Origin of the sequence: Thiocapsa sp., assembly GCF_018399035.1 — a bacterium.
Classification (GTDB): Bacteria; Pseudomonadota; Gammaproteobacteria; order Chromatiales; family Chromatiaceae; genus Thiocapsa.
Map to the genome: position 1 here is coordinate 990,480 of NZ_CP073760.1, position 19,782 is coordinate 1,010,261.

The window sequence follows — 19,782 nt, forward strand, 5'->3', positions numbered from 1 at the left end:
CTGGCACCTAATCCTATGCTCAATTAAGTACCAAAAGCAGTACGGGAGCAAACGTGAACAGCATTCCAGCTCAAGACATCAAGCGCCGTGGGATCTCCGCCGTTGACGAGGCACTCCGCGAGGGCCCGGTCCATATCATCAAGAACAACCGCCCGAGCTATGTCGTGCTCAGTGAAGCGGCCTATGCTGAGCTGTTGGAGTCCTACTGTGACGCGGCGAGAGAACGCCTACGTGAGTCTTTGGCAGATCTTGAGGCCGGCCGAACAAACCGCTACGAGGATGCCGATGCGTTGATGCAGGGGCTCGACGGCGACGAGTCATGAGCTTCGCGCTGGTCACAACCCAGCACTTCGAGCGTCGCACACGCAAGTTTGTTCGCAAGCATCCCGATCTGCGCCCCGCTTTGCGGGATACCCTGGACGATCTCAGCCGAGATCCCTTCCAAGCCAAGCTCAAGCTGCATCCACTCTCCGGCAATCTGGCCGGAGTACAGGCTGTCAGCCTGACCTATGCGTACCGACTCACTTTGCTGTTAAGGGTGACCGAGCAGGAGGTCGTCCTGCTCGACATCGGCACCCACGACGAGGTCTATTGTTGAAGATCTGTCTCCGCCAAGGACGTTGAGCGTTGGGCCGAGACCCGCTATGCGGTGTCACGCACGCCCCCTGGGGCTCCGCGCCACGTGCCACGAAGGCGCGAATCACAACCAGCCATGGAATCGCTCACGGAGACACGGAAACAGGCGCGTCAATGGAACCGACGCGTCATCCGCAAGATCAATCCTCGCCATGAGGCGACGGCGCCGCAAAGATTGTCAGTTTGACCTCGGCATCATCGATCAGCCGGTACTCCGGTTTCTTCCCCGATAATCTCTCGCTTTCGATCAGAATGATCGGCACGCCCTCGCCACGCTTATCCATGATGAAGCTCCGCTGACTGCCGATGGCGTTGACATTCATCGGGCAACGCGCCAGCAAGGAGCTGATCAGCTCGTTCCTTGTCGATTGCCGTTCCGAGATGCTCTCGATCGTCATGGTGTTGGGGATCGCGCCGGGCGAGAAGAGCTCCAGTCGATCCGAAAACAGGTGCAGGCGAATCTTGGAGCCGTAAACGGAATAATCCCGGTGGGCGACTGCGTTGACGACCGCCTCGAAGACCGCATTCAGCGAAAACTGCGGTGTTTCGATCCGATTGGGCGCCTTGATGGCAAAGACCCGCATATTTCGCTCCACGAACTTCCAGGCGTCCCGAATCTGTACATCCAAGGGCCCGTTGATGTCCTTGGTGTCCAGTTGATAGGCTGCGTTGCGCTCGGTTCCTCGATAACACACCGCCTGAATGAACGCGCTGGACATGAAGGATTCCGGTGCATCAGACGCCGTCAGAATGCCGCTGACTGTCGCTCGCATGGCGCCGTCTTCGTCGTTGGAAATCAATTTCATCTTCTCGAGAAATTCCCGATCGTCCTTGGGCGAGATCACCGTCCTGAAACGGCGCCACAGTTGCGGGTTCAGATCATTCGAGGATGTACCCGGTACCGTCTGTTCATCGAATCGAATGAGACGCGCCTGACTACGTTGTTGAAACAATCGCGCCAAGACTTCCGGTTTCATCTCCCGCTTGGAACTTCCGATCCGCCGAAAATAGCCATTTGGGCTTTTGTGTACGAATAGGCTTCTGGGTATATCGATTCGCACAATCGCTTTCTCGTGACCCTGGCTGTCCAGCACGATGAGTTTGCGAATCACGCAATCCAAGGGAGGATCAATGGAGTCGTTGCAGATGGAGCGTAGCCAGCCTTCGACGATGTCCAGCTTCTCCGGCGGTATCGCGCGGATCTCTTTGGTCTTGTCGTCGACTCCAAGAATAATGATACCGGTTGCGGTATTCGCCATAGCCGCCAGCTCGTCTGCCATGCCATCCTTATGCGGACCGATCACCTTGTTGCCGCTGAATTCAACCGCTTTGAGCTCGAGAACAGAGTCTTCACCCAAGGCGATTTGTTTGAGCAGGTCGGAAATATTTTCGTACATCATTGACCTCCATTCCCGGCAACAGACAAAGCATAGCAGAAAGCTTCTCGGACCTGTCCAGGCTGCTCGGCGCTGAGCGCTCTATCTTCGAGCCCCTATACCTTGGCGCCGCCTCCGTGTTCCTGTAACCTTCGTTCAAAAGGTCGCGGAGCCCCTTGGACGGACCCTGCGTTGCAACACTGATGTTGACCCTGCTCGAGAAACCCTCCGCCCCATGAAGCTCAACCGCGCCAAGGCCACCTTCGGGCGCCACGAGACCTTTCCGCTGCGCTACGGCTGGCTGCCGAAAGGCTTCGAGGCGCTGGCGGACGATCCCGAGATCTTCGCCCGGCCCGAAGACGCCATGATCCGCCTCGGCGTCGGGCGCAACATGGTCAACGCCATCCACTACTGGTTGCAGGTCACCGGGTTGGTTACCTTCGACGGCGGACGCGGCAAGCCGACACGGCTCGGCACGACCTTGCTCGGCACACGCGGCGACCCCTATCTGGAAGACGACGCCACACTCTGGATCCTCCACTGGCTGATCGCCTCCAACGCCGAGTCCGCGACCGGCTTCTTCTGGTTCTTCAACCGCTTCCCCATGCCGCGTTTTCGCGATTCCGAGGCCCTGCGCGCCATCGGCGAGTTCTCCGAGCAGGAGCTGAAGGCACCGCGATCGGCGAGCACCCTGAAATCCGACATCTCCACGCTGCTGCGCATGTACGCCGCCGAGGCCGGGCGCACCGACGAGCATCTCGACTCGCCCTTCGCGCAGCTCGGGCTCGTCGAGAGCGATCCCGACGCCGGTTATCGCAGCCTGCGCGGCGCACGCCCGTCACTGCCGCCGGTTGCGCTGCAGTTTGCGCTCGCCCAACGCTTCGCCGCCCAACCGCAGCAGCCGGCCCTGCCGATACGCGTCGTCCTCTACAGCGACGAGGGCTGGGCCGCCCCCGGTGCGGTCTTCCGTCTGACCGAAGACGGCCTGATGACCGGACTCGCCCGCGTCCTCGAGCAGGATCCGCGCAGCTACGAGCTGCGCGACACCGCCGGCGTGCATCAGCTCTACCGACGCGGCGAGGTTAGCGACCCGATCGACATCCTCGCGCAGCACTACCGCGGGAGGGCCGCAGCATGAGTGCGCTGGTCGGCATCGAGCATGCGATGTCCCTATGACGCGCAAGCACGCCTCGCCGCGCCACCACGACCACAGCTATCGGCAGCTCTTCTCGCGCATTGAGCCCGAGCGGGCGCTTGCCGCCGGTGCTGCCGATCGTGCTCTACAACGGCGAGTCGCGTTGGACCGCGCAGACCGATCTGTTCGCACTCATCGAACCCGTACCGGGCGGATTGGAACGCTATCGGCCACAATGGTCCTACCTGTTGTTGGACGAAGGGGCGATCGCACGCGACGACGCCTATCCGCCGGAGGTGCGCAATCTGGTTGCTGCCTTGTTCCGCTTGGAGAAGGCACGCGACGAGGCAACTTGGCTCGCCGTCTACGCGCGCCTCGTCGAGCTGTTGGACAGCTCCGCGCTGGACAGCCTGAAGCGCGCCTTCGGGCGCTGGATCTACCGAAGCTTCATCCGCAAGAAGCGCCCCGGAATCCAACTTCCGAGCATTGATGACTACAACGAGGTGCATGTCATGTTGCAGCAACGCGTCGAGCAATGGAATGCGGAGATTCTCGAACGTGGGCGTGAGGAAGGACGTCAAGAAGGACGTCAAGAAGGGCGTCACGAAGGCCGTCACGAAGGCCGCCGAGAAACCGCCCTGGAGCTGATCCGGCAAACCGATTTCGACGACGCAGCCATCGCCGCCATCAGCAAGCTGCCATTGGAAGAGATCCAGGCGCTACGCAATCTGCCGAGCGCGCATTGAATGGAGGAGGGCGCCTGACCCGCTCCGAAGGTGATCGAGGTCCCCGGTGGCGCCGTTCGAGGCGCCTTGGGACCGGACACCCGCATCGAACCATCGACACAACGAGGATAGAAGGACCGCGACGTGACCACATTGGATCGTGTTATCCACATCGGCACCGCCTACACGCGCTCGATCAACCTGACGCGCGATGCCGACGCGCCGGATCTGATCCGCGCCTATGTTCCGACGTCGCGCGCCCTGCAGGCGTTGAACCGCATGGTGGCCGGTCTTTGCCCGGGCGCACGTCCGCGCGCCTTCTCGCTGATCGGACCCTACGGCACCGGTAAATCGGTGTTCGGCCTCTTCGCCGCCGCCGTCTTGTCGGAGCCCGCGGCCGAGCAGCATCGCGTGTCGATTGCGGTGCTCGAGACGGCCGATCCCGATCTCGCCTCCCGCTTCTGCACCGCCCAACCGAACGGACGCGGCTTCCTGCGGGTCGCCATCAACGGCATCCCGGACTCGCTGATTCGGCAGTTGATGCTCGGCCTCGCGCTCGCCGTCGAGCACGCCGGCCTGCCTGCCGCCTTGGTCGACGATGTCCTCTCCGCGGCCCAGCCCGGGACGCCGATGGATCATATCCTGAACCTTGTCGGGCGCGTGCAGCGCGCGTGGGCGCATGCCGGCGGATCGGGCGTTCTGATCGAGATCGACGAGCTCGGCAAGTTTCTCGAATACGAGTCCTATCACCCGCAGCACCGCGAGATCCATCTGCTGCAGTTGCTCGCCGAGCACGCACACGCCGAGAGTGTTGCCCCGCTGTATTTGCTCGTCATGCTGCATCAGGCGTTCGAATACTACAGCCAGCGGCTCGGCAAACAGTTGCGCGACGAATGGCAAAAGGTCCAGGGCCGTTTCGAGTCCATCGCCTTCATCGAGCCGGCCGAGCAATCGCTGCGCATCGTCGGTGCCGCCTTCGAGCGCACCGCGCCCCTGCCGCCGAACCTCTGTGCACAGCTCGATCGGATCACCGATGCGCTCGAGCAGCACGGCGCACTCCCCGTCGGTCTGGACACCACGCAGGCCCGCGCACTCTTCGAGCGCTGCTACCCGCTGCACCCCATCACGCTCCTCCTCCTCCCGACCCTCTGCCAGAAGGTCGCGCAGAACGAGCGGACGCTCTTCTCCTACCTCGGCAGCGCCGAGCCGTTCGGCCTACGCGAGCGCCTCGGCCGCCTACGGATGGGCGATTGGATCGGCCCCTGGGAGCTCTACGACTACTTCATCCTCAACCAATCCGGCAGCATCTCGGACCCCTTGACCTATCATCGGTGGGTCGAGGTCATCACCGCGCTGGAGCGCTTCGACAGCGCCCCCGACGACCCCGCCGTGGATCTGCTGAAGACCATCGGCCTGCTCAATCTCATCGGCGCGCAGCGTGGGCTGAAGGCCAGCGAGCCGCTGTTGCGCCTGCTGTTCGAGGAGGCCGCGCCGCAGCTGCTGCGACGGCTCGAAGCCGCCTCCACCGTCCATTTCCGCAGCTACAATCAAGAGTGGCGGGTTTGGCAAGGCAGCGATTTCGATCTCGCCGCAGCACTGCGCGAAGCCACCGCCGAGCAGGCGCAGCTTTCACTGGTCGACACCCTGAACACGCTGGCCCCGCTACGGCCGCTGGTGGCGCGTCGAGCGACCATCGAAAGCGGCACGGTCCGCGCCTTCACGCCGCGCTTTACCGGGGCAGATCGCTGGCCGCCGAAGTCCATCGAGACCAATCCCTCGGCCCAAGACACGCTTGATCTCTGGTTCTACCTCGCCGAGGCACACGAGGAACCGACCCTGGAGGGCGCGCCCTTCAGAAGTGTTGTCGCGGTGTGCCATTTCACCGAGCGCCTGCATGAATCGGTCGCGCAATGGATGGCCTTGCAGGAGCTACCGACCCGCCACGCCGCGCTCCACCACGACCCGGTCGCGCAACGCGAGCACCGCGCCTGGCTCAACAACGCCGAGCTCGAGACCCAACAGCTCATCCGCGCCCTGCTCGACGAGCCCGAGACGCTGGGCTGGTATTGGAAAGGCAGGGAGCGTCCGGCCCAAGAGCGTCCGGTGAAGGACCGTCGCGATCTCCAGACGAAGCTCTCGATCTGGGTGCAAGACATCTGCTATCCGAAGTCGCCGCGCCTGCGCAACGAGCTCATCAACCGCGATCGCCCCTCGCCGAGCGCCAATCTCGGCCGTAAGCGCCTGATCGCCGCCATGCTCGAATCGCCCGACCGGCCCGATCTCGGCATCGAGAAGACACCGGCAGAGAAGAGCCTTTATCTCTCTCTGCTCAAGCAAAGCAATCTGCATCGTCGCATCGACGGCGAGACAGGTTACGCACTCCATGTCCCATCGGACCCGGATCCCTGTCGTCTAAAACCCCTCTGGGAGGAGATCGACAAGACCCTCGGGGCGGCCGGCGACCGTCAGGTCGGGTTGCCCGAGATCTACTCCCGACTGCAGCGCCCGCCCTTCGGCGCCAAACTCGGCCCCCTGCCGGTCCTGATCATCGCCTATCTTCAGGCGAACCGCCGCGAGGTCGCCTTCTACCAAGAAGGCGCCTTCTGCGAAGAGCTGACGGTCGAGCAAGCCGAGCTGCTGTGTCGGCGCCCCGAGCTCTTTGCCCTGGAGCGGTTCGATCTCGGCGGACTGCGCGGCGAGATCTTCGATCGCTACATCAAGGACATCGTCGGACGTGTTCGCGCGGACGCAACCCTGCTCGAGATTGTGCGTCCGCTGGTGCGCTTCATCTCCGGCTTGCCCGAGTACACCCAGCGCTGCAAGACCCTAAGCCCCGAGGCGGCGCAGGTGCGCGATGCCTTTCAGGGCGCGCGCAGTCCCGGCGCCTTGCTTTTCGAAGCACTCCCGCGCGCTTGCGGCATCGCCATCGACGACTTCACGACGGCTGATCCTGCGCGGGTCGAGCCATTTATCGTGCGACTCCGTGACGTCTTCAAGGAGCTCAACGACGCCTATCCGACCCTGCTCGAACACTGGCAAGCCGAGCTGGCTCGCGTGCTGATCGCCGCGCCGATCACGGATCTCGCAGCCCTGCGCGACGCCGTGACCGAGCGTTATCAGGGTCTCGATCGCCTCACGCCCGACCGCATGGGCCTCGGTGCACTGATCCGCCGTCTCTGCGAGACCGCGCACGACTCCGACCAGGCCTGGCTCGAATCCGTTGCAACCCTGCTCGGCAAGATGCCCCCGACCAAGTGGCACGAGGAGACCCGTCGACTCGCCGAGCTGCGTCTGCGCGACCTCGCCAATCAGTTACACGATCTCGAACGACTCCGACTCGGCAAGGTCAACAACCAGGATTCCGAGACCGACGGACGCAACGGCGATCCGCTGCTCATGAAGAGCGTCGACAGCCGGCATGGCGAGATCACCCGTGTCATCCATCTCTCGGATGCACAGCGCAAAGCCGCGACCGCCCGCGCCGAACGCATCGCCGCGACACTCGCCGACGTTCCCGAAACCGATCGACTCGCCGTCCTCGCCATGCTCTGGGAACGATTCGCCCGGACCGAACCAACAGGAGAAACCAGCCATGAATGACGAGAAACCCGCCAAGCCCGTCCGTCATCTCCTCGGTCTATCCGGCGGCAAGGACAGCTCCGCCCTCGCCATCTATCTGCGCGACCGCATCCCGGACATGGAATACTTCTTCGCGGATACCGGTGCCGAGCTTCCCGAGACCTTGGAGTATATCGATCTGTTGGAGGATTATTTGGGGAAGCCGATCGCTCGACTGAATGCAACCAAAAGTTTTGAGTATTTTTTGAAGCTGAATGGAAACTTTTTACCGACGACCAAAACCCGTTGGTGTACTCCCGAACTCAAAATAAGGCCATTCGAGCAATACGTCGGAGACGACACCGCCATTACATATGTCGGTATCCGTGCTGACGAAACGTACCGTAAAGGGTACCTCTCCACAAAGCCGAACATCTCTGCACGATATCCCTTCATCGAGGACGGTATAAATAAAGAAGATGTTTTCGAGATTCTGAAATCCTCCGGTCTCGGCGTACCGAAATACTACGAATGGCGAAGTCGATCGGGCTGCTATTTCTGCTTCTTCCAGCGTAAGGACGAGTGGGTTGGGCTTGCAGAGAGACATCCCGACCTATTTGAGAAGGCTAAAACCTACGAACAATTTCACCGTGATGCCGGGCGCATCCATACCTGGTCACAAGGCGAGTACCTCGATGAATTAGTCGCAAGAGCCGATGAGATTCGAGAGAAAGCACTCGCGCAAAACGTAAGGGAAGCTGCAAAGCCAAAAAAGAAACTGCTCGAACAGTTTGGATCTGAAGATGCTAGCGATGAAGGATGTCTAATCTGCTTTAAATGATTTACATCCCTGCACCACTAATATTCCATTAGCATCTCCGATGTATCGAAGTCGAGGGACGTCATGCAGAAAGAGAAGATACGTAGCGATCTTACAAGGTTTCGGGCATGGCGTGCGGGAAGTTCACGGACGATAAATAAGCCAATTCTTTTGCTGCTCGCACTTGCCAGATGCCACAAAAAAAGAAGTCGACTCGCAACGTTACGTGAATACGAGGCCATGTTGCACTCGATCGGTGGACAGTTATCCGGTGTTAATCTCGTCTACCCTTTCGGTCGTTTAGTCAAAGACGGCCTGTGGGAAATAGAACAAGAAAGAAACTTGACCCGAAGCTCCTCTGGAGATTTATCCAAAAGAGAGCTTAACGAATTGGGTATTCGAGGAGGTTTGCGACCAGAGATATATGATGCCCTCTATACGGATCCAGCTCTGACCGAAGAGGTCTTCTCGGAAATTCTGACTGCACATATCCCAATTCAGCACCATGAAGATATTACCTCAATACTTTTAATCGCTAGAACCAACTCAATATCGAAAGACCGCGTGCCGTCCAATGCAGTTAAAGGATCGAACGCTGTTACCGATACGGACAATCGAGAGGTTGGAAACATGGATCAGCATAAGCAAAATTCATTTATCGCATACCTCAACTCTCTACATAATGTGGGTGCGTCTGGCGCTAATGCTATTGCCGAATCCCAAGCGCTTAACGTTTATTTCTCCGAGCTCTACGAACCTTTTCCTATCGTCAATACACTCTACGATTTCCTTTCGAGTGAAGAGGATAGGGTCATCCTGCTTACCGGCCACGCGGGTGACGGAAAATCAACTGTCGCACTGGATCTTATTAAACGGTTAAAGCGACTTGCCCCGGAGGAAGCACTGGAAGCCGCTCTTAATGAACGAGAAGACATTCCCCATCCCAGTAAAGCCGAGCGATTCATATCGATTGTCAAAGATATGAGCGAACTGAGCGCCGAGCGTCGGTTGCAATGGTTGGATGAAAGTTTCTCTGAACCAGGATCATGGCTTATTGTTAGCAACACGGGTCCTTTACTGAATAGCCTATCTGAATTTTCCCGCTGTCGTCACGTGCCGGGAAATATGAACAGCAAGATTCTCGAGCTTCTGAATCGTGAATATTCAGACAGTGATCTTGACTCTCATATCCTGAAAATTTTCCCGAAAGATCTTTTGATCCTGAATATGACGCAGTTGGATAATATATCTCTTGGTGCGCGTATTCTACTTCGAATGATCAATCATAGCGGTTGGTCTCACTGCGAGGGCTGCGTCGTTGCCTCAGCTTGCCCGGTGCTTCTCAATCGGATGGCATTAAAGGATCTTGGGAGTGTTGTTTCTGACAGAGTCCGCTGGGTCTATCAGCGACTGAATGCCTATGAACAGAGGCTGACTCTTCGGCAGATCGTTGCGCATATGGCCTTTGCAATTTCCGGCGGGATGGGGTGCGCCGAAGCAAAGCAGCTTGTCGATAGTTCCGGCTCCGATGGTTTGGAGAGAGGATCAGACGGGCTGGAACGTATTCTTTTTAGTGAAGCTTTCTTTGGATACCGGGCCGGAAAACCCTGCCAGGCGGCCGGCAATCTCCGTGCGGTTAAGCTTATAGAGCGGCAGGTTTTCGGATCACCTGTCGGAGTCGACTTCGAAAGGGAACTTGAACACCAACAAGGTAGCCACTGGGCGTCGCTACCCGATCCGTTGTCCGCCCTTTACAAACGTTGGTCATCACGCACGAAGGAAGCCGAGGGCGTCCAATGGCGCTTTGCTAAACGAAGAATGCTTTACATCTTCGGAAAACCCTCCCGTCAAGACACATCGAATGCTTCGACTTTTTTTGACTCTTTTCTTCAGTCGCCGCGCCTTCGAGACTTCGATCAGTGGTCATTGGAGACGGCTTTTTCTTTGAGTTCCGTGGAGCAGAAGCGACTATGTCGAGCGTGTTTAAGGGTACTCTTAGAGGTATTTTCTGGTTTCAGTTCCGGTCAATTCCAAGCTGATCACGATCGCTTGTTTTTAACGCTGAGACGTCCGGATCGAGCAGTCGTACAACCGACACAACTCGTGATGGCAACTCTTCCATTCGATGATTTCCGACTTTATTATGATCGTGTGCGCCGCTTCCCCGTTCTTCGATATAAGAATTCGGATATTGCTCTTAGACTGACGCTGCCGCTCTTGGACTTCATCGAGCGGCGTAGTGCTGGCGATCTTGGCAGTGAACTTTCAGAAATTCATCTGGCGCAGCTGGAGTGGTTTCGAGCGGAATTACTCCGGCTTCACGAATCTCAGAATCGACAGTCTAGCAGCACGGAACTGAACTTGCTGAAAGCTAACATCAGTGGCGAGGTCTTTCTCCGTCGATATCATCTTGATTTGTCGCAACAGATCTTGGAGGTTGACTGATGTCCACCTATGCATTCGATTCCTCAGATTTACCGGATATATTTAAACGCTATCCCCAGGGCTCCGATGCGTCGGATCCGCAGGATGCAGGGCAACGTGCAGATATAAAGAATCCCGCAATTCGACTTTTTGGACGGAGATTTTACAAAGATCAAACGCCAGTCGAGTATCTATCGGAATTTCTGCTCGTCTTTTCATCCCCGAAGAAAGAAGACGGGCAAGGCGCCTTCGAATTTAATTTGTATCTGGAGGATGGCGCGTCACCTATCTATTGGCCTGAAAATCGGATAGCTTTAAAGCTGTTTTCTTTTTTTCCTTCATCGAAGCTGGAAACGCGGCATCCAGTTCATCGAATTGAGTATCTTAATTCAATCGAGGCTTTTAAATCCAGGGTTCTAGGCAGTGCTGACCAAAAAGACGAAGCTGTGCGCCTCGTGCAAAGCCTTTTCGCGGGTTTCGTCGGAGTAGCAAAGAACCGAACCTGGGTGACATATACATTTTTGCCCGCTGCTGCGGCTTTGCTCGCGCGGGAAGTTACATGGCAACATCCAGCAGCGCTCAAGGCCAAAAAAGGGCCAGTTAAGGACTGGGAGTCCGCATCAAAGTACTTTGACAGCAATACCAGAAACTTTCTTGGACGTGGTGGGGAACTCTTGTTTTTACAGTTATCCAGTCTTTTTTCAAAAGAGGATAGCCCTGAACTTAAAAGCCTGCTTTCTCAGAGCGAGTATCAGCATTTATCCGAATACAGATTGCAGGATCTTCGTAAACGATTGGAATCGGCATTGAAGTTCATCCTCGATGATGCGGTTTCACAGATAGATCAGTTGGTCAAGTTTGTCGAGAGTGTGGTCGGGCCATATGAAACTGATAGAGTGAAAAAGGGCTCCCATTTGGCGTGGGTTCCCGTTTCGACGGAGATCGAAGCGTTCTTATTTGCTTCTGAGATGCTTAATGTTTGCGAGTCGCGCTTAAGTTCTCTTGAGAAGTTGGAGTTCCTGCAAGCCTTGTGCTGCATGCAGGTTATGAGAAGCCTATGTTCTCAGGCTCGAAGAATCGATGATCAAGCAGGGAAGACATTCGGTTTTTTTGGAAACTACGCTTGGATCGTGTCGGATCCTGAACTAACACCTGGAGAAGCTGGACGCCGCTTGTCCGAGGAATCTTACGCAGGGGTCGAAGCAATGTTGTTTCGAGCGCTTCGATCACCTCTGTTGTACCACGAAGGAGTTCCACCGAAGGAAGCTGATCTTACGCACGGTGATGACAACTGCTATCGCTTATTTAGGAAGTTCGGAAAAGAGGTAGGAATTGTTATCCCTCGGCATGGGCGAGGACAACGTTTTGTCTTGAACACGTATCTGACTCGACTGCTGGTGGCCGCACTTCTAAGGCCCGGCGAAAGAATCAGGCTGTCGGATTTTTATCTTCGCGTGTTTTCGCATTATGGAATTGCGCTCGGTGTCGCTCCATTGAATACTGCGCGCGAGTGGTCAGCTCATGGTTCGCGACATAGAGAGAAGATTTATTCCGTCGATGTCAGTACTGATTGGATCGAGGAAGCTCTACAGCAAGGTGGGTTCTTGATCGAGCTGTCTGATGCGGTTTCGATTGTTCACAATCCCGACGGAAACAGCGAGGCGTAGGGATGAATCTATTCGTCGACAGCCTTACCGTATATCTCACAGGTGAGTGGGATCGAGTACTTCACGAGGAGGACGGTCCGAGGGAAGCCCGGTTTGTCGTTCAAAGTCTTTCTCCCACCACCACCTTTTCTCTTTTCGCTGCATTGCAAGAGCACCAGAAGAAATGGCTCAGTCAAGCCAAGATTGACTGTTACTTTAAGGTGGCAACAGGATTATGGAAAGACTGGGGTGGCGACTCTCGGCGTTCCGAGTTTGACAGGGAGATGCTTTCGTTCGGCGGAAAACCTGCAGGTCACAAAGACGGATGGATCGATCTGGAAGACAAATTGACATGGTATCGTGGAAGAACGCGTTCACCTGGTTCGGATGGTCTGGTGATTGTCTTGCTCGGACTTAACCACGCCACAGACCAAGGGGGTTTGGCGGATTTTCATCGGGTCGATGAGGGTCGTATCTGGCGGATTATGGAGTATGGGTTCGCACCTTGGATCGAGCGCATCAATGCCAATCTCGGACTCTCCGCAAGTGCGATGGAGATCGAGCGCTTCGACGCAGTCTTACAGGATCTTTTTCGTACAAGACCGCTTCAGCTGGAACGTCTATCCAACTTCCTACAAAACGAGGTGATCGGCGACGGGAACGACATCTATGCGCTCTCGGATGTCGTTGCTCGTTTCTATGCCAAATTGCCGTTCTGGGAGATCCCTCCGTTCTTCGACGTGCAGCCGAGTCGGAAGAGCACTGGGCTTCTTAAGGATGCCGCAACCTTTATTTCCCATCAGCGGTTCAAAACAGCCTCGGAGCAGAAGAAGGCTTGGAAGAAGATCCAGGAGGCTCTCGACGAGGATCGGCTTGATCTGCCGCAGACGCTGGACGGTTTGTCGCTGTACGACAGCCCGAAGGCGTTTTCCGAAACCCTGTTCGCCTTCATCCACGAGGCGGATACCAATGCGCGCGAACGGCTGCTGCAAACCGATCTCGGGTCCGTGCTGCGTTTGCTTAAAACGAAAACCAAGGAGGGGAAGGACGCCACGCCCAAAAAACCGGTCAACCTGAACGGCCAAAGTCTCGATGCCTTTCTGCAGGCGATCTGGCTGACCCTATTGGAGTTTCAAAAGCGCCGGGGCAGCAGTGCGCTGGCCGAGACACTCGCCGCGGTTCGGATCGAGCTGGTGACCTTCAGGCATGACCTTCAGGCGGACGAAGACGCCGGTCTCGGGAAGGAATTGTTGGCGAAGGAGCTCTTGCAAGGCTGTCTCGGCGGCATCGTCGAGGTGTTGGAGCGGGTCGAGTGGCGCTTGCCGATCGATGGAGATCAGGTCGGCGCTGCGCGCGATGAATGGGGACGGGTGATCCCGATCTGCATGACTCTGGACCTGGACGGCGTAACCTACGGGGCCAACCGTGGGCGGCCGCATCTGCACTTTAAGGTGATCCTGGAGACCGAGGACGGGGAGGGCGACATGACGCGGCCCTTCCACTGGTCAATCGGACCGACCCAGCCGGAACGGGTGCGGCGCCTCTGTGCGAAGACGGTGCTGGAGCGTTGGGACGAAGCGGCGCATCCGCATCGGATCTTGCCGGCATTTCGCATCCCGTCGGTGGTGATGACGGCGCTTTACTATGCTGCCGACGAAGACGAGGCAAATCGGCTGGTGAGTCAGGCGCTCAACGAGCTGAGCGTGGTCGATCTCCTGGACGGGGTGTCTCAGGATCTGTTCGATCCAGCCTTGTGGCAGGGCGTGCTGACCCTCTCCGGGGCCTATCGGAACTGGCTGAAACGCTCGGTCGAGCAGGGCTATTACCAGGCGATTACACACGATTTCTTGCCTGTGCTGCAGGCCTATCTGGCGCTGGCCGAGCAGGTGCTCGATCCGACGCTGTGCGGCAGCAGCGAGCTGCTGCGACGCCTCTACAAGGCCTTCCTGCTGGTCGACGAGGAGATGGCCCCGAACGACGGCTTTCTGCGCTCGGCGATCGTCTGGGGGATCAGCCCGTCGGTGTTGGAGCTGACCTTCGCACGCCAACGCTTCCTGTGCGACGGCTTTCCGGAGGCCGCGGCCGAGCTGGCGCTGGGTCACGACGGCAAGTCCGCCTTCAACCAGCTCCTGAAGCTGGCCGAGATCCATCGGCCGCTGGCCGGCCTGGTGGTGGATCAGACCGGGCGTCTCTCGGCGGAGATCAAATCCTTCGGTCTGCTGCATCATCTCGGGCCGGAGCGTGACGGCGAGAAGAGCCTGGCGGTGCAGACGCTGCTGCGCGAGGAGGAGAGCGACGACGACGAGAATGTCTCCGAGATCACCCGCCCCACCGAGGAGAGCGAGGTGGTGGTTCGGGTGTTGGAGGATTATCGCCAGCTCTATCCGTTCGCCGAGGACGGGATGCGCATCCTGGCCCTGCATGTCGAGGAGCTGGGCACCATCCTCTCCGGGGTGGATCGCTTCCTGCGCGCCTATCTGAAGAGCACCCCGCGCGATTGGCCGGCCTTTCATTGCGAGGTGATGGTCTACTCGACATCTTCCTCGCCGATGGCGATGGAGAGCCGGCTGTCGGCCTGGCGCCACCAGCTCGCCGAGGCGCATCGCGAGAGCGGGCGGCCCCTGGTGTTGTCGGTCGGTCATCGGTTTGCGCCGGATCGGGGGCGGATGGTCGACCTGCTGGCGCAGGAGCGCCGGCTCTACGACATCGCCTTCCTGTTTCATTTTCTCGAAGGCGAGCTGACCGGCAAGGCCGAGCCGGCGTTGCCGTTCCAGTTCGATTTCAACGCCAGCAACATCGGACAATTTCCGATCTGCGAGTATCCGCGCCCCATCCAGGCCGGCGACCCCTGGCGTCGGCAGAGCCTGCTGAGCAATCGGCGTCTGCAGATCCAGACACGCCATGCGGACCTCTCGGCGCGTCTGCGCAATGATCTGAATCCGCATAAAGATCATCTGATCTTCGGCCAGATCGACTACTCGCCTTGGCAGGAGGTGGTGGAGGCGCTGCATGCCAAGGCGCAATGGGTCGCCTGCATCGATCCTTTCGTGGACAAACGTCTGCTGCGCACGGGGGAGGGGGACGAGCGGCGCAAGATCGTCGGCTTTACCTCCGGGCTGGGCGACTACGGCGAGCTGAATCTCTCGATCTCGACGCAGCAGGACACCTTGGCGCAGCTTGCCGGTCTGGTGCGCGGTCAGTTGGCGGGCCTCATGCCCTATCAGGACAAGGCCGCGCTGGACAACATGGCGGCCAAGGTGGTGAACGAGGCCGAGGAGGTGATCGGTCTCTCGGCGCTGCGGGCGGTGGTCGGCGACAGCGAGCGTGTGCGCGAGGTGGTCGGCTTCGCCGCGATCCGGCGCGCCCTGGCGGTGCCGACGGCGGCCATGTCGCAGCTGCTGCCGGTCGATTCGCTGCTGCACTGGTTTGCGGGCAGTGATGTTACTCACCGTCCGGATCTGTTGCAGTTGTCCCTGATCCCGCGCGAGAACGATCTGCCGCTGCTGCATGCGGTCGTGATCGAGTGCAAGTTCGCGCAACAGAACCCCGCGCATCTGCTCAAGGCGAGCGACCAGGTCCAGGAGGGTCTCGCGCACCTGATGCCGCTGCTGGCGCCCAATCGCAATGATTTGCGACGGGTGAGCTTCGATCGACGCTACTGGTGGGCGCAACTGCAACGCGCGGTGACCTCGCGGGCGGTCGTGCAACTCTCGGAGATCGAGTGGCGCAAGCTCGATCGGGCCTTGGAGAACCTGGCCGAGGGGTATTTCGAGATGTCCTGGCAGGGCGCCATCTTCACCTTCTGGACCAACGAAGCCGGTCCGGTGCCCGTGTTGACCCCGATGGCACTGCCGCCGGGCGTAGTCGCGGCGCCGTTCACCGTACCGGACGATTTCGCGGTCTGGCACGTAGCGCTCGGCCATGAGGGGCTGACCGCACTGTTCGCGGAGGATGCACCGCAGGGCTCGGTCGCCTTGGGCGAGCAGCGGATTGCCATTCGCTCGACGGTCAAGCGTGCAGATCATGAAGAGGCGGAGCCGGCCGAGGTCCGGCCTGATGCCGCGCAGGTCGAGGCTGCGGATCGGCCGTCCGTCGAGCGCGCAGGGGTCTCGGTCGCGTCGCCTGCGACGGACGGAACGGAGACGTCCGTGACCGAGACGCCGATTCGGGTGGTGCGGCGGAGCGTGATTCCGCCGGCCTCGCGCGACGAGGACACGCGGGTTGTCGCGTCGGGCGAGAAGGCCGATCGTGCGTCGAATCTGACGGCGCCCGACGCCCCGATTACCGCGCCCGTGGGATCCGAAGCCGCGGAAACTGTTCCCGATGTCTCGGGTGGTGTCGTACGGCGGATCATGCGCTGGCCGTTGTTCGGACGAAAGACCGGTGAAGGGGAGACTGAGCCCGCACCGACGAGTGATCCCGGGATCCCGAAGGAGTCGGGGAGGGAACATGTGGTTCGGCGCATGGAGCCGTTGAAACCTGCGGTGAAGGTGCCGCCGGTCGACACGGTGCGATACGGTCGCGAGGCGACGGTGCCCGTCCATGGCGCGTCGAACGACGGGGGCTGGGATCCCGAGCGGATGGTGGCAACCCCGCCAGGTGTGGGATCACCCGCGCCGGCCGGGCCGGCCGTGATGTCGAATCAGGGGACATCGACGGCTACGGTCAAGGTCGATCCAATCCTCAAGAGCCCGCCGCCTGCGGCCGACCCGGTTCCGGAAAAAATCCTGATCGGCACCCGGAGCAACGGGGAACCGGTCTTTTGGCATTACGGGCACCCGGATCTCCTGAATCGCCATCTATTGGCCTTCGGCTCGCCCGGATCGGGTAAGACCTACGGGATTCAGTGTCTTCTCTCGGAGATGGCTGGGCAAAGACTCCGATCCCTGATCATCGACTACACGGATGGTTTTCTACCTGACCAGGTCGAACCACGTTTCACTGAGATTGCTAAGCCGCTAAATCATTACGTGGTTCATAAAAAATTACCGTTGAACCCATTTCGACGTCAACAACAGATCATTGATCCAAACTTGCCTCCTTTCCAGGAGAATAACTATCAGGTGGCCTCGCGCGTAGCAAGCATCTTCAAATCAGTTTACGAGAGTATGGGCGACCAACAAATGTCGTCCCTGGTGAGAGTTATTGAGGCCGGCCTAACGGATGATCCCTCGTTTGCCCTCGCAAAACTTTCGACACGCCTGCGAGAAGATGGTCAATATGGCGATAGCTTGGCCAACAAGCTTGAACCTTTTATTAAGTCGGAGGCTTTCCGCGAAGGCACCGAATCGGCGTGGGAGGGCATGCTTTCGTCCCCTGATCGATGGGTCCATATCATGCAACTCAAAGGACTTGGAAAGGAAATTCAGCGTTTGGTCACAGAGTTCGTTTTGTGGGATCTTTACGACTACGCCACCATGACAGGTAGCAAAAACCGGCCTATTCCGGTTGTGCTTGATGAGATTCAGAACCTCGACCATCGTAGCGATTCACCGATCGACAAGATGCTGCGTGAGGGACGAAAATTTGGCCTGTCAATGATCCTTGCTACCCAGACCACTAGTCAGTTCAATCAGGAACAGCGCGATCGTCTGTTTATGGCTGGTCACAAGCTGATATTTAAGCCGGCGGAGACCGAGATCGACCGTTTCGCCATCCTGCTGAGCCAAGCCACCGCCGATTCCAAGGCCGAATGGAGCCAACGCCTCGCCAAGCTTAGCAAAGGTCAATGTTGGTCGCTGGGCGGGGTGCTGACATCGAGCGGTGGGCTCCAGACGAAACCCCTGTTGGTGAAGGTGACGGCGCTAGAAAGCCGGGAGTTTGGGTAGGGCGTCTGTAACTTCTTAATCGCCCGAGGCAAACTGTCGAGGCGGTACTCGGTGTTCGGCGTTTAGACGAAGATGTCGGCAGTGCCTCAACCATCAAGCGCAGCTCCGGTGTGGTCACAGGCGTACCCGGACAAAATCGATCCGCTGAGGTGATACAAATGAACCCCAGAGTAACAACCGTTACCTCGCTTCCAGATTACAAGCTGCATTTGGAGTTCGGCAGCGGTGAGACGGGAGTGTACGATTGCTCTGGTCTTCTCGACATCGGTGTATTCAAGGAGCTGCAAGACACGAATTATTTTAAAACCGTAAAAATCATGGATGGCACAGTGTCTTGGCCGCATGAACAGGACATTTGTCCCGACACTCTGTATTTGGAATCAATGAAAACAACCGAGCCCGGATGAAAATGGTCAACCTGAGTGCCCGGGAGACCGCCGGATCGGCCTTTGTTTACGAGGTCGGACGTATACCTCATATAGGCACAAGCTCACATTTTTTGAATGCCTGGAATTTCAGCGTGAGTAAAGAGTCCAGCTCCTTCTTGTGCGTGGTGTGCGTTTGTTTTAGGCAGTCGGTGATTGCAGTTCGGAACTCGGCGAAATTAGGATAGTATTTCGAGTAGAGCACTTCTTTCTTGACGAACTTCCACAACCTTTCGATCAGGTTCAAATTCGGTGAATAGGTGGGAAGATAAAGCAGTTCGATATTCAGCTGCAAAGCCAGCGCTGTGACGATATTGCACTTCTGGTAGCGCGCATTGTCCATCACCAGCGTGATTGGCACGTCGAGATTCAGCATGGCAATGCGTCGCAACAGGTCGCAGACGCTTACCGCAGTGATATAGGTATCGTTCGTCACCATCACCAGTTCATGCGTGATCGCGTTCAGCGCACCGAGCACGTTGAAACGTTTTCTCCCGGCGGAAGTCTTTAAAAAAAGGCGGGAGAATGACCACAGAATGCCGAGAAAGGCACCCATTACAAAGTGAGCAGCATCGACAAAAAAATAGCGCGTTTACCCTGTCTGGCTTCTTCGATGCGCGGCTCTAACTTATTGATAATAAACTGTTCTTGCTCCTCCGGATCGGCTTTCGAGGGGATGATTCCGACTCGTCTCGGAGCCATGCCGAGCGAATTGAGAAACCGCCCCACGGCGCTCGGACTGCGCTTGATTCCCGTCAGCTCCTCGATCATGGCCGCCGCCTCGTTGATGGTCGCAGGCGGATGCGCGCGGAAATGGGCTTCGAGTCGATAGCGATGCTGCTCCAACTCGCTTATCGGGGCGTAGAAGTTGAGCTCCGTCAGCTTTTTGATACCACCGGACTGAAACATCCCTAGGTACTGCCGTAAGGTGTTGCTGGAAATTCCCGCGAGCCGACAAATCTCCCGGTGCGCAAGGCGCTTGGCTCTTCAGCCACAGCACCTCCATTCGCCTGCGCACCCTTGGGTGTGGATGCTCGTAACGCAACTTCTGTATTGTCTTCAAATCCTGCTCGGAGAACTCGATTCTGATCATCGTCTAAAAAACACTACAAGGCGGCCCGTCGGTAGCGATAAGTCTAACTCGAAGTTAAAATGTTATCGAGCATTGCTGAGAGTCGACATAAGGAAAGTTGCGTTTATGCCTATAAA

General features: G+C 58.0%; 11 protein-coding genes and 1 pseudogene. 10 read left to right on the top strand and 2 right to left on the bottom strand.

What is annotated here, in order from left to right; genetic code table 11:
- Positions 1–53: 53 nt before the first annotated feature.
- Entirely contained in the window at positions 54–323 is a 270-nt protein-coding gene (locus KFB96_RS04505; protein ID WP_213459359.1) for a type II toxin-antitoxin system Phd/YefM family antitoxin, read from the top strand.
- Positions 320–598, top strand: a complete 279-nt coding sequence (locus KFB96_RS04510) for a type II toxin-antitoxin system YafQ family toxin (RefSeq protein ID WP_213459362.1) — start codon at positions 320–322, stop codon at positions 596–598. The genes KFB96_RS04505 and KFB96_RS04510 overlap by 4 nt, the downstream gene beginning before the upstream one ends.
- Positions 599–776: 178 nt before the next feature.
- On the opposite strand, the gene KFB96_RS04515 is transcribed toward KFB96_RS04510, so the two are convergent.
- Complete coding sequence (locus tag KFB96_RS04515) at positions 777–2,033, bottom strand: ATP-binding protein (RefSeq protein WP_213459364.1); 1,257 nt, start codon at positions 2,031–2,033, stop codon at positions 777–779.
- 214 nt (positions 2,034–2,247) lie between these two features.
- Here KFB96_RS04515 and KFB96_RS04520 point away from each other — a divergent pair, with 214 nt between their 5' ends.
- The 8 genes from KFB96_RS04520 to KFB96_RS04555 all read left to right on the top strand — a co-directional run bounded on the left by KFB96_RS04520 (position 2,248) and on the right by KFB96_RS04555 (position 18,555).
- Positions 2,248–3,150 carry a DUF4007 family protein gene (locus tag KFB96_RS04520; protein WP_213459366.1) on the top strand — a complete coding sequence of 301 codons (903 nt, stop codon included), beginning with the start codon at positions 2,248–2,250 and terminating at the stop codon, positions 3,148–3,150.
- Positions 3,151–3,275: 125 nt separating this feature from the next.
- Positions 3,276–3,893 carry a hypothetical protein gene (locus tag KFB96_RS04525; RefSeq protein WP_300971782.1) on the top strand — a complete coding sequence of 206 codons (618 nt, stop codon included), beginning with the start codon at positions 3,276–3,278 and terminating at the stop codon, positions 3,891–3,893.
- Positions 3,894–4,016: 123 nt separating this feature from the next.
- A complete protein-coding gene (locus KFB96_RS04530; RefSeq protein WP_213459369.1) occupies positions 4,017–7,472 on the top strand; it encodes a hypothetical protein in 3,456 nt (1,151 codons plus the stop codon).
- Complete coding sequence (locus KFB96_RS04535) at positions 7,465–8,271, top strand: phosphoadenosine phosphosulfate reductase family protein (RefSeq protein ID WP_213459371.1); 807 nt, start codon at positions 7,465–7,467, stop codon at positions 8,269–8,271. The genes KFB96_RS04530 and KFB96_RS04535 overlap by 8 nt, the downstream gene beginning before the upstream one ends.
- Before the next feature lie 63 nt (positions 8,272–8,334).
- Entirely contained in the window at positions 8,335–10,695 is a 2,361-nt protein-coding gene (locus tag KFB96_RS04540) for a hypothetical protein (protein WP_213459373.1), read from the top strand.
- Positions 10,695–12,341, top strand: a complete 1,647-nt coding sequence (locus KFB96_RS04545) for a hypothetical protein (protein WP_213459375.1) — start codon at positions 10,695–10,697, stop codon at positions 12,339–12,341. The genes KFB96_RS04540 and KFB96_RS04545 overlap by 1 nt, the downstream gene beginning before the upstream one ends.
- A 374-nt stretch (positions 12,342–12,715) precedes the next feature.
- Positions 12,716–18,148: a DUF87 domain-containing protein gene (locus tag KFB96_RS26345; RefSeq protein WP_300971296.1), complete on the top strand. Its 5,433-nt coding sequence runs from the start codon at positions 12,716–12,718 to the stop codon at positions 18,146–18,148.
- 158 nt (positions 18,149–18,306) lie between these two features.
- The gene (locus KFB96_RS04555; protein ID WP_213459377.1) at positions 18,307–18,555 is read left to right on the top strand and encodes a DUF2442 domain-containing protein; all 249 of its coding nucleotides are present in this window, start codon (positions 18,307–18,309) and stop codon (positions 18,553–18,555) included.
- A 67-nt stretch (positions 18,556–18,622) separates the two neighbouring features.
- Here the strand turns inward: KFB96_RS04555 and KFB96_RS04560 are convergent.
- Positions 18,623–19,666, bottom strand: a pseudogene (locus tag KFB96_RS04560) (IS630 family transposase).
- Positions 19,667–19,782: the final 116 nt, after the last annotated feature.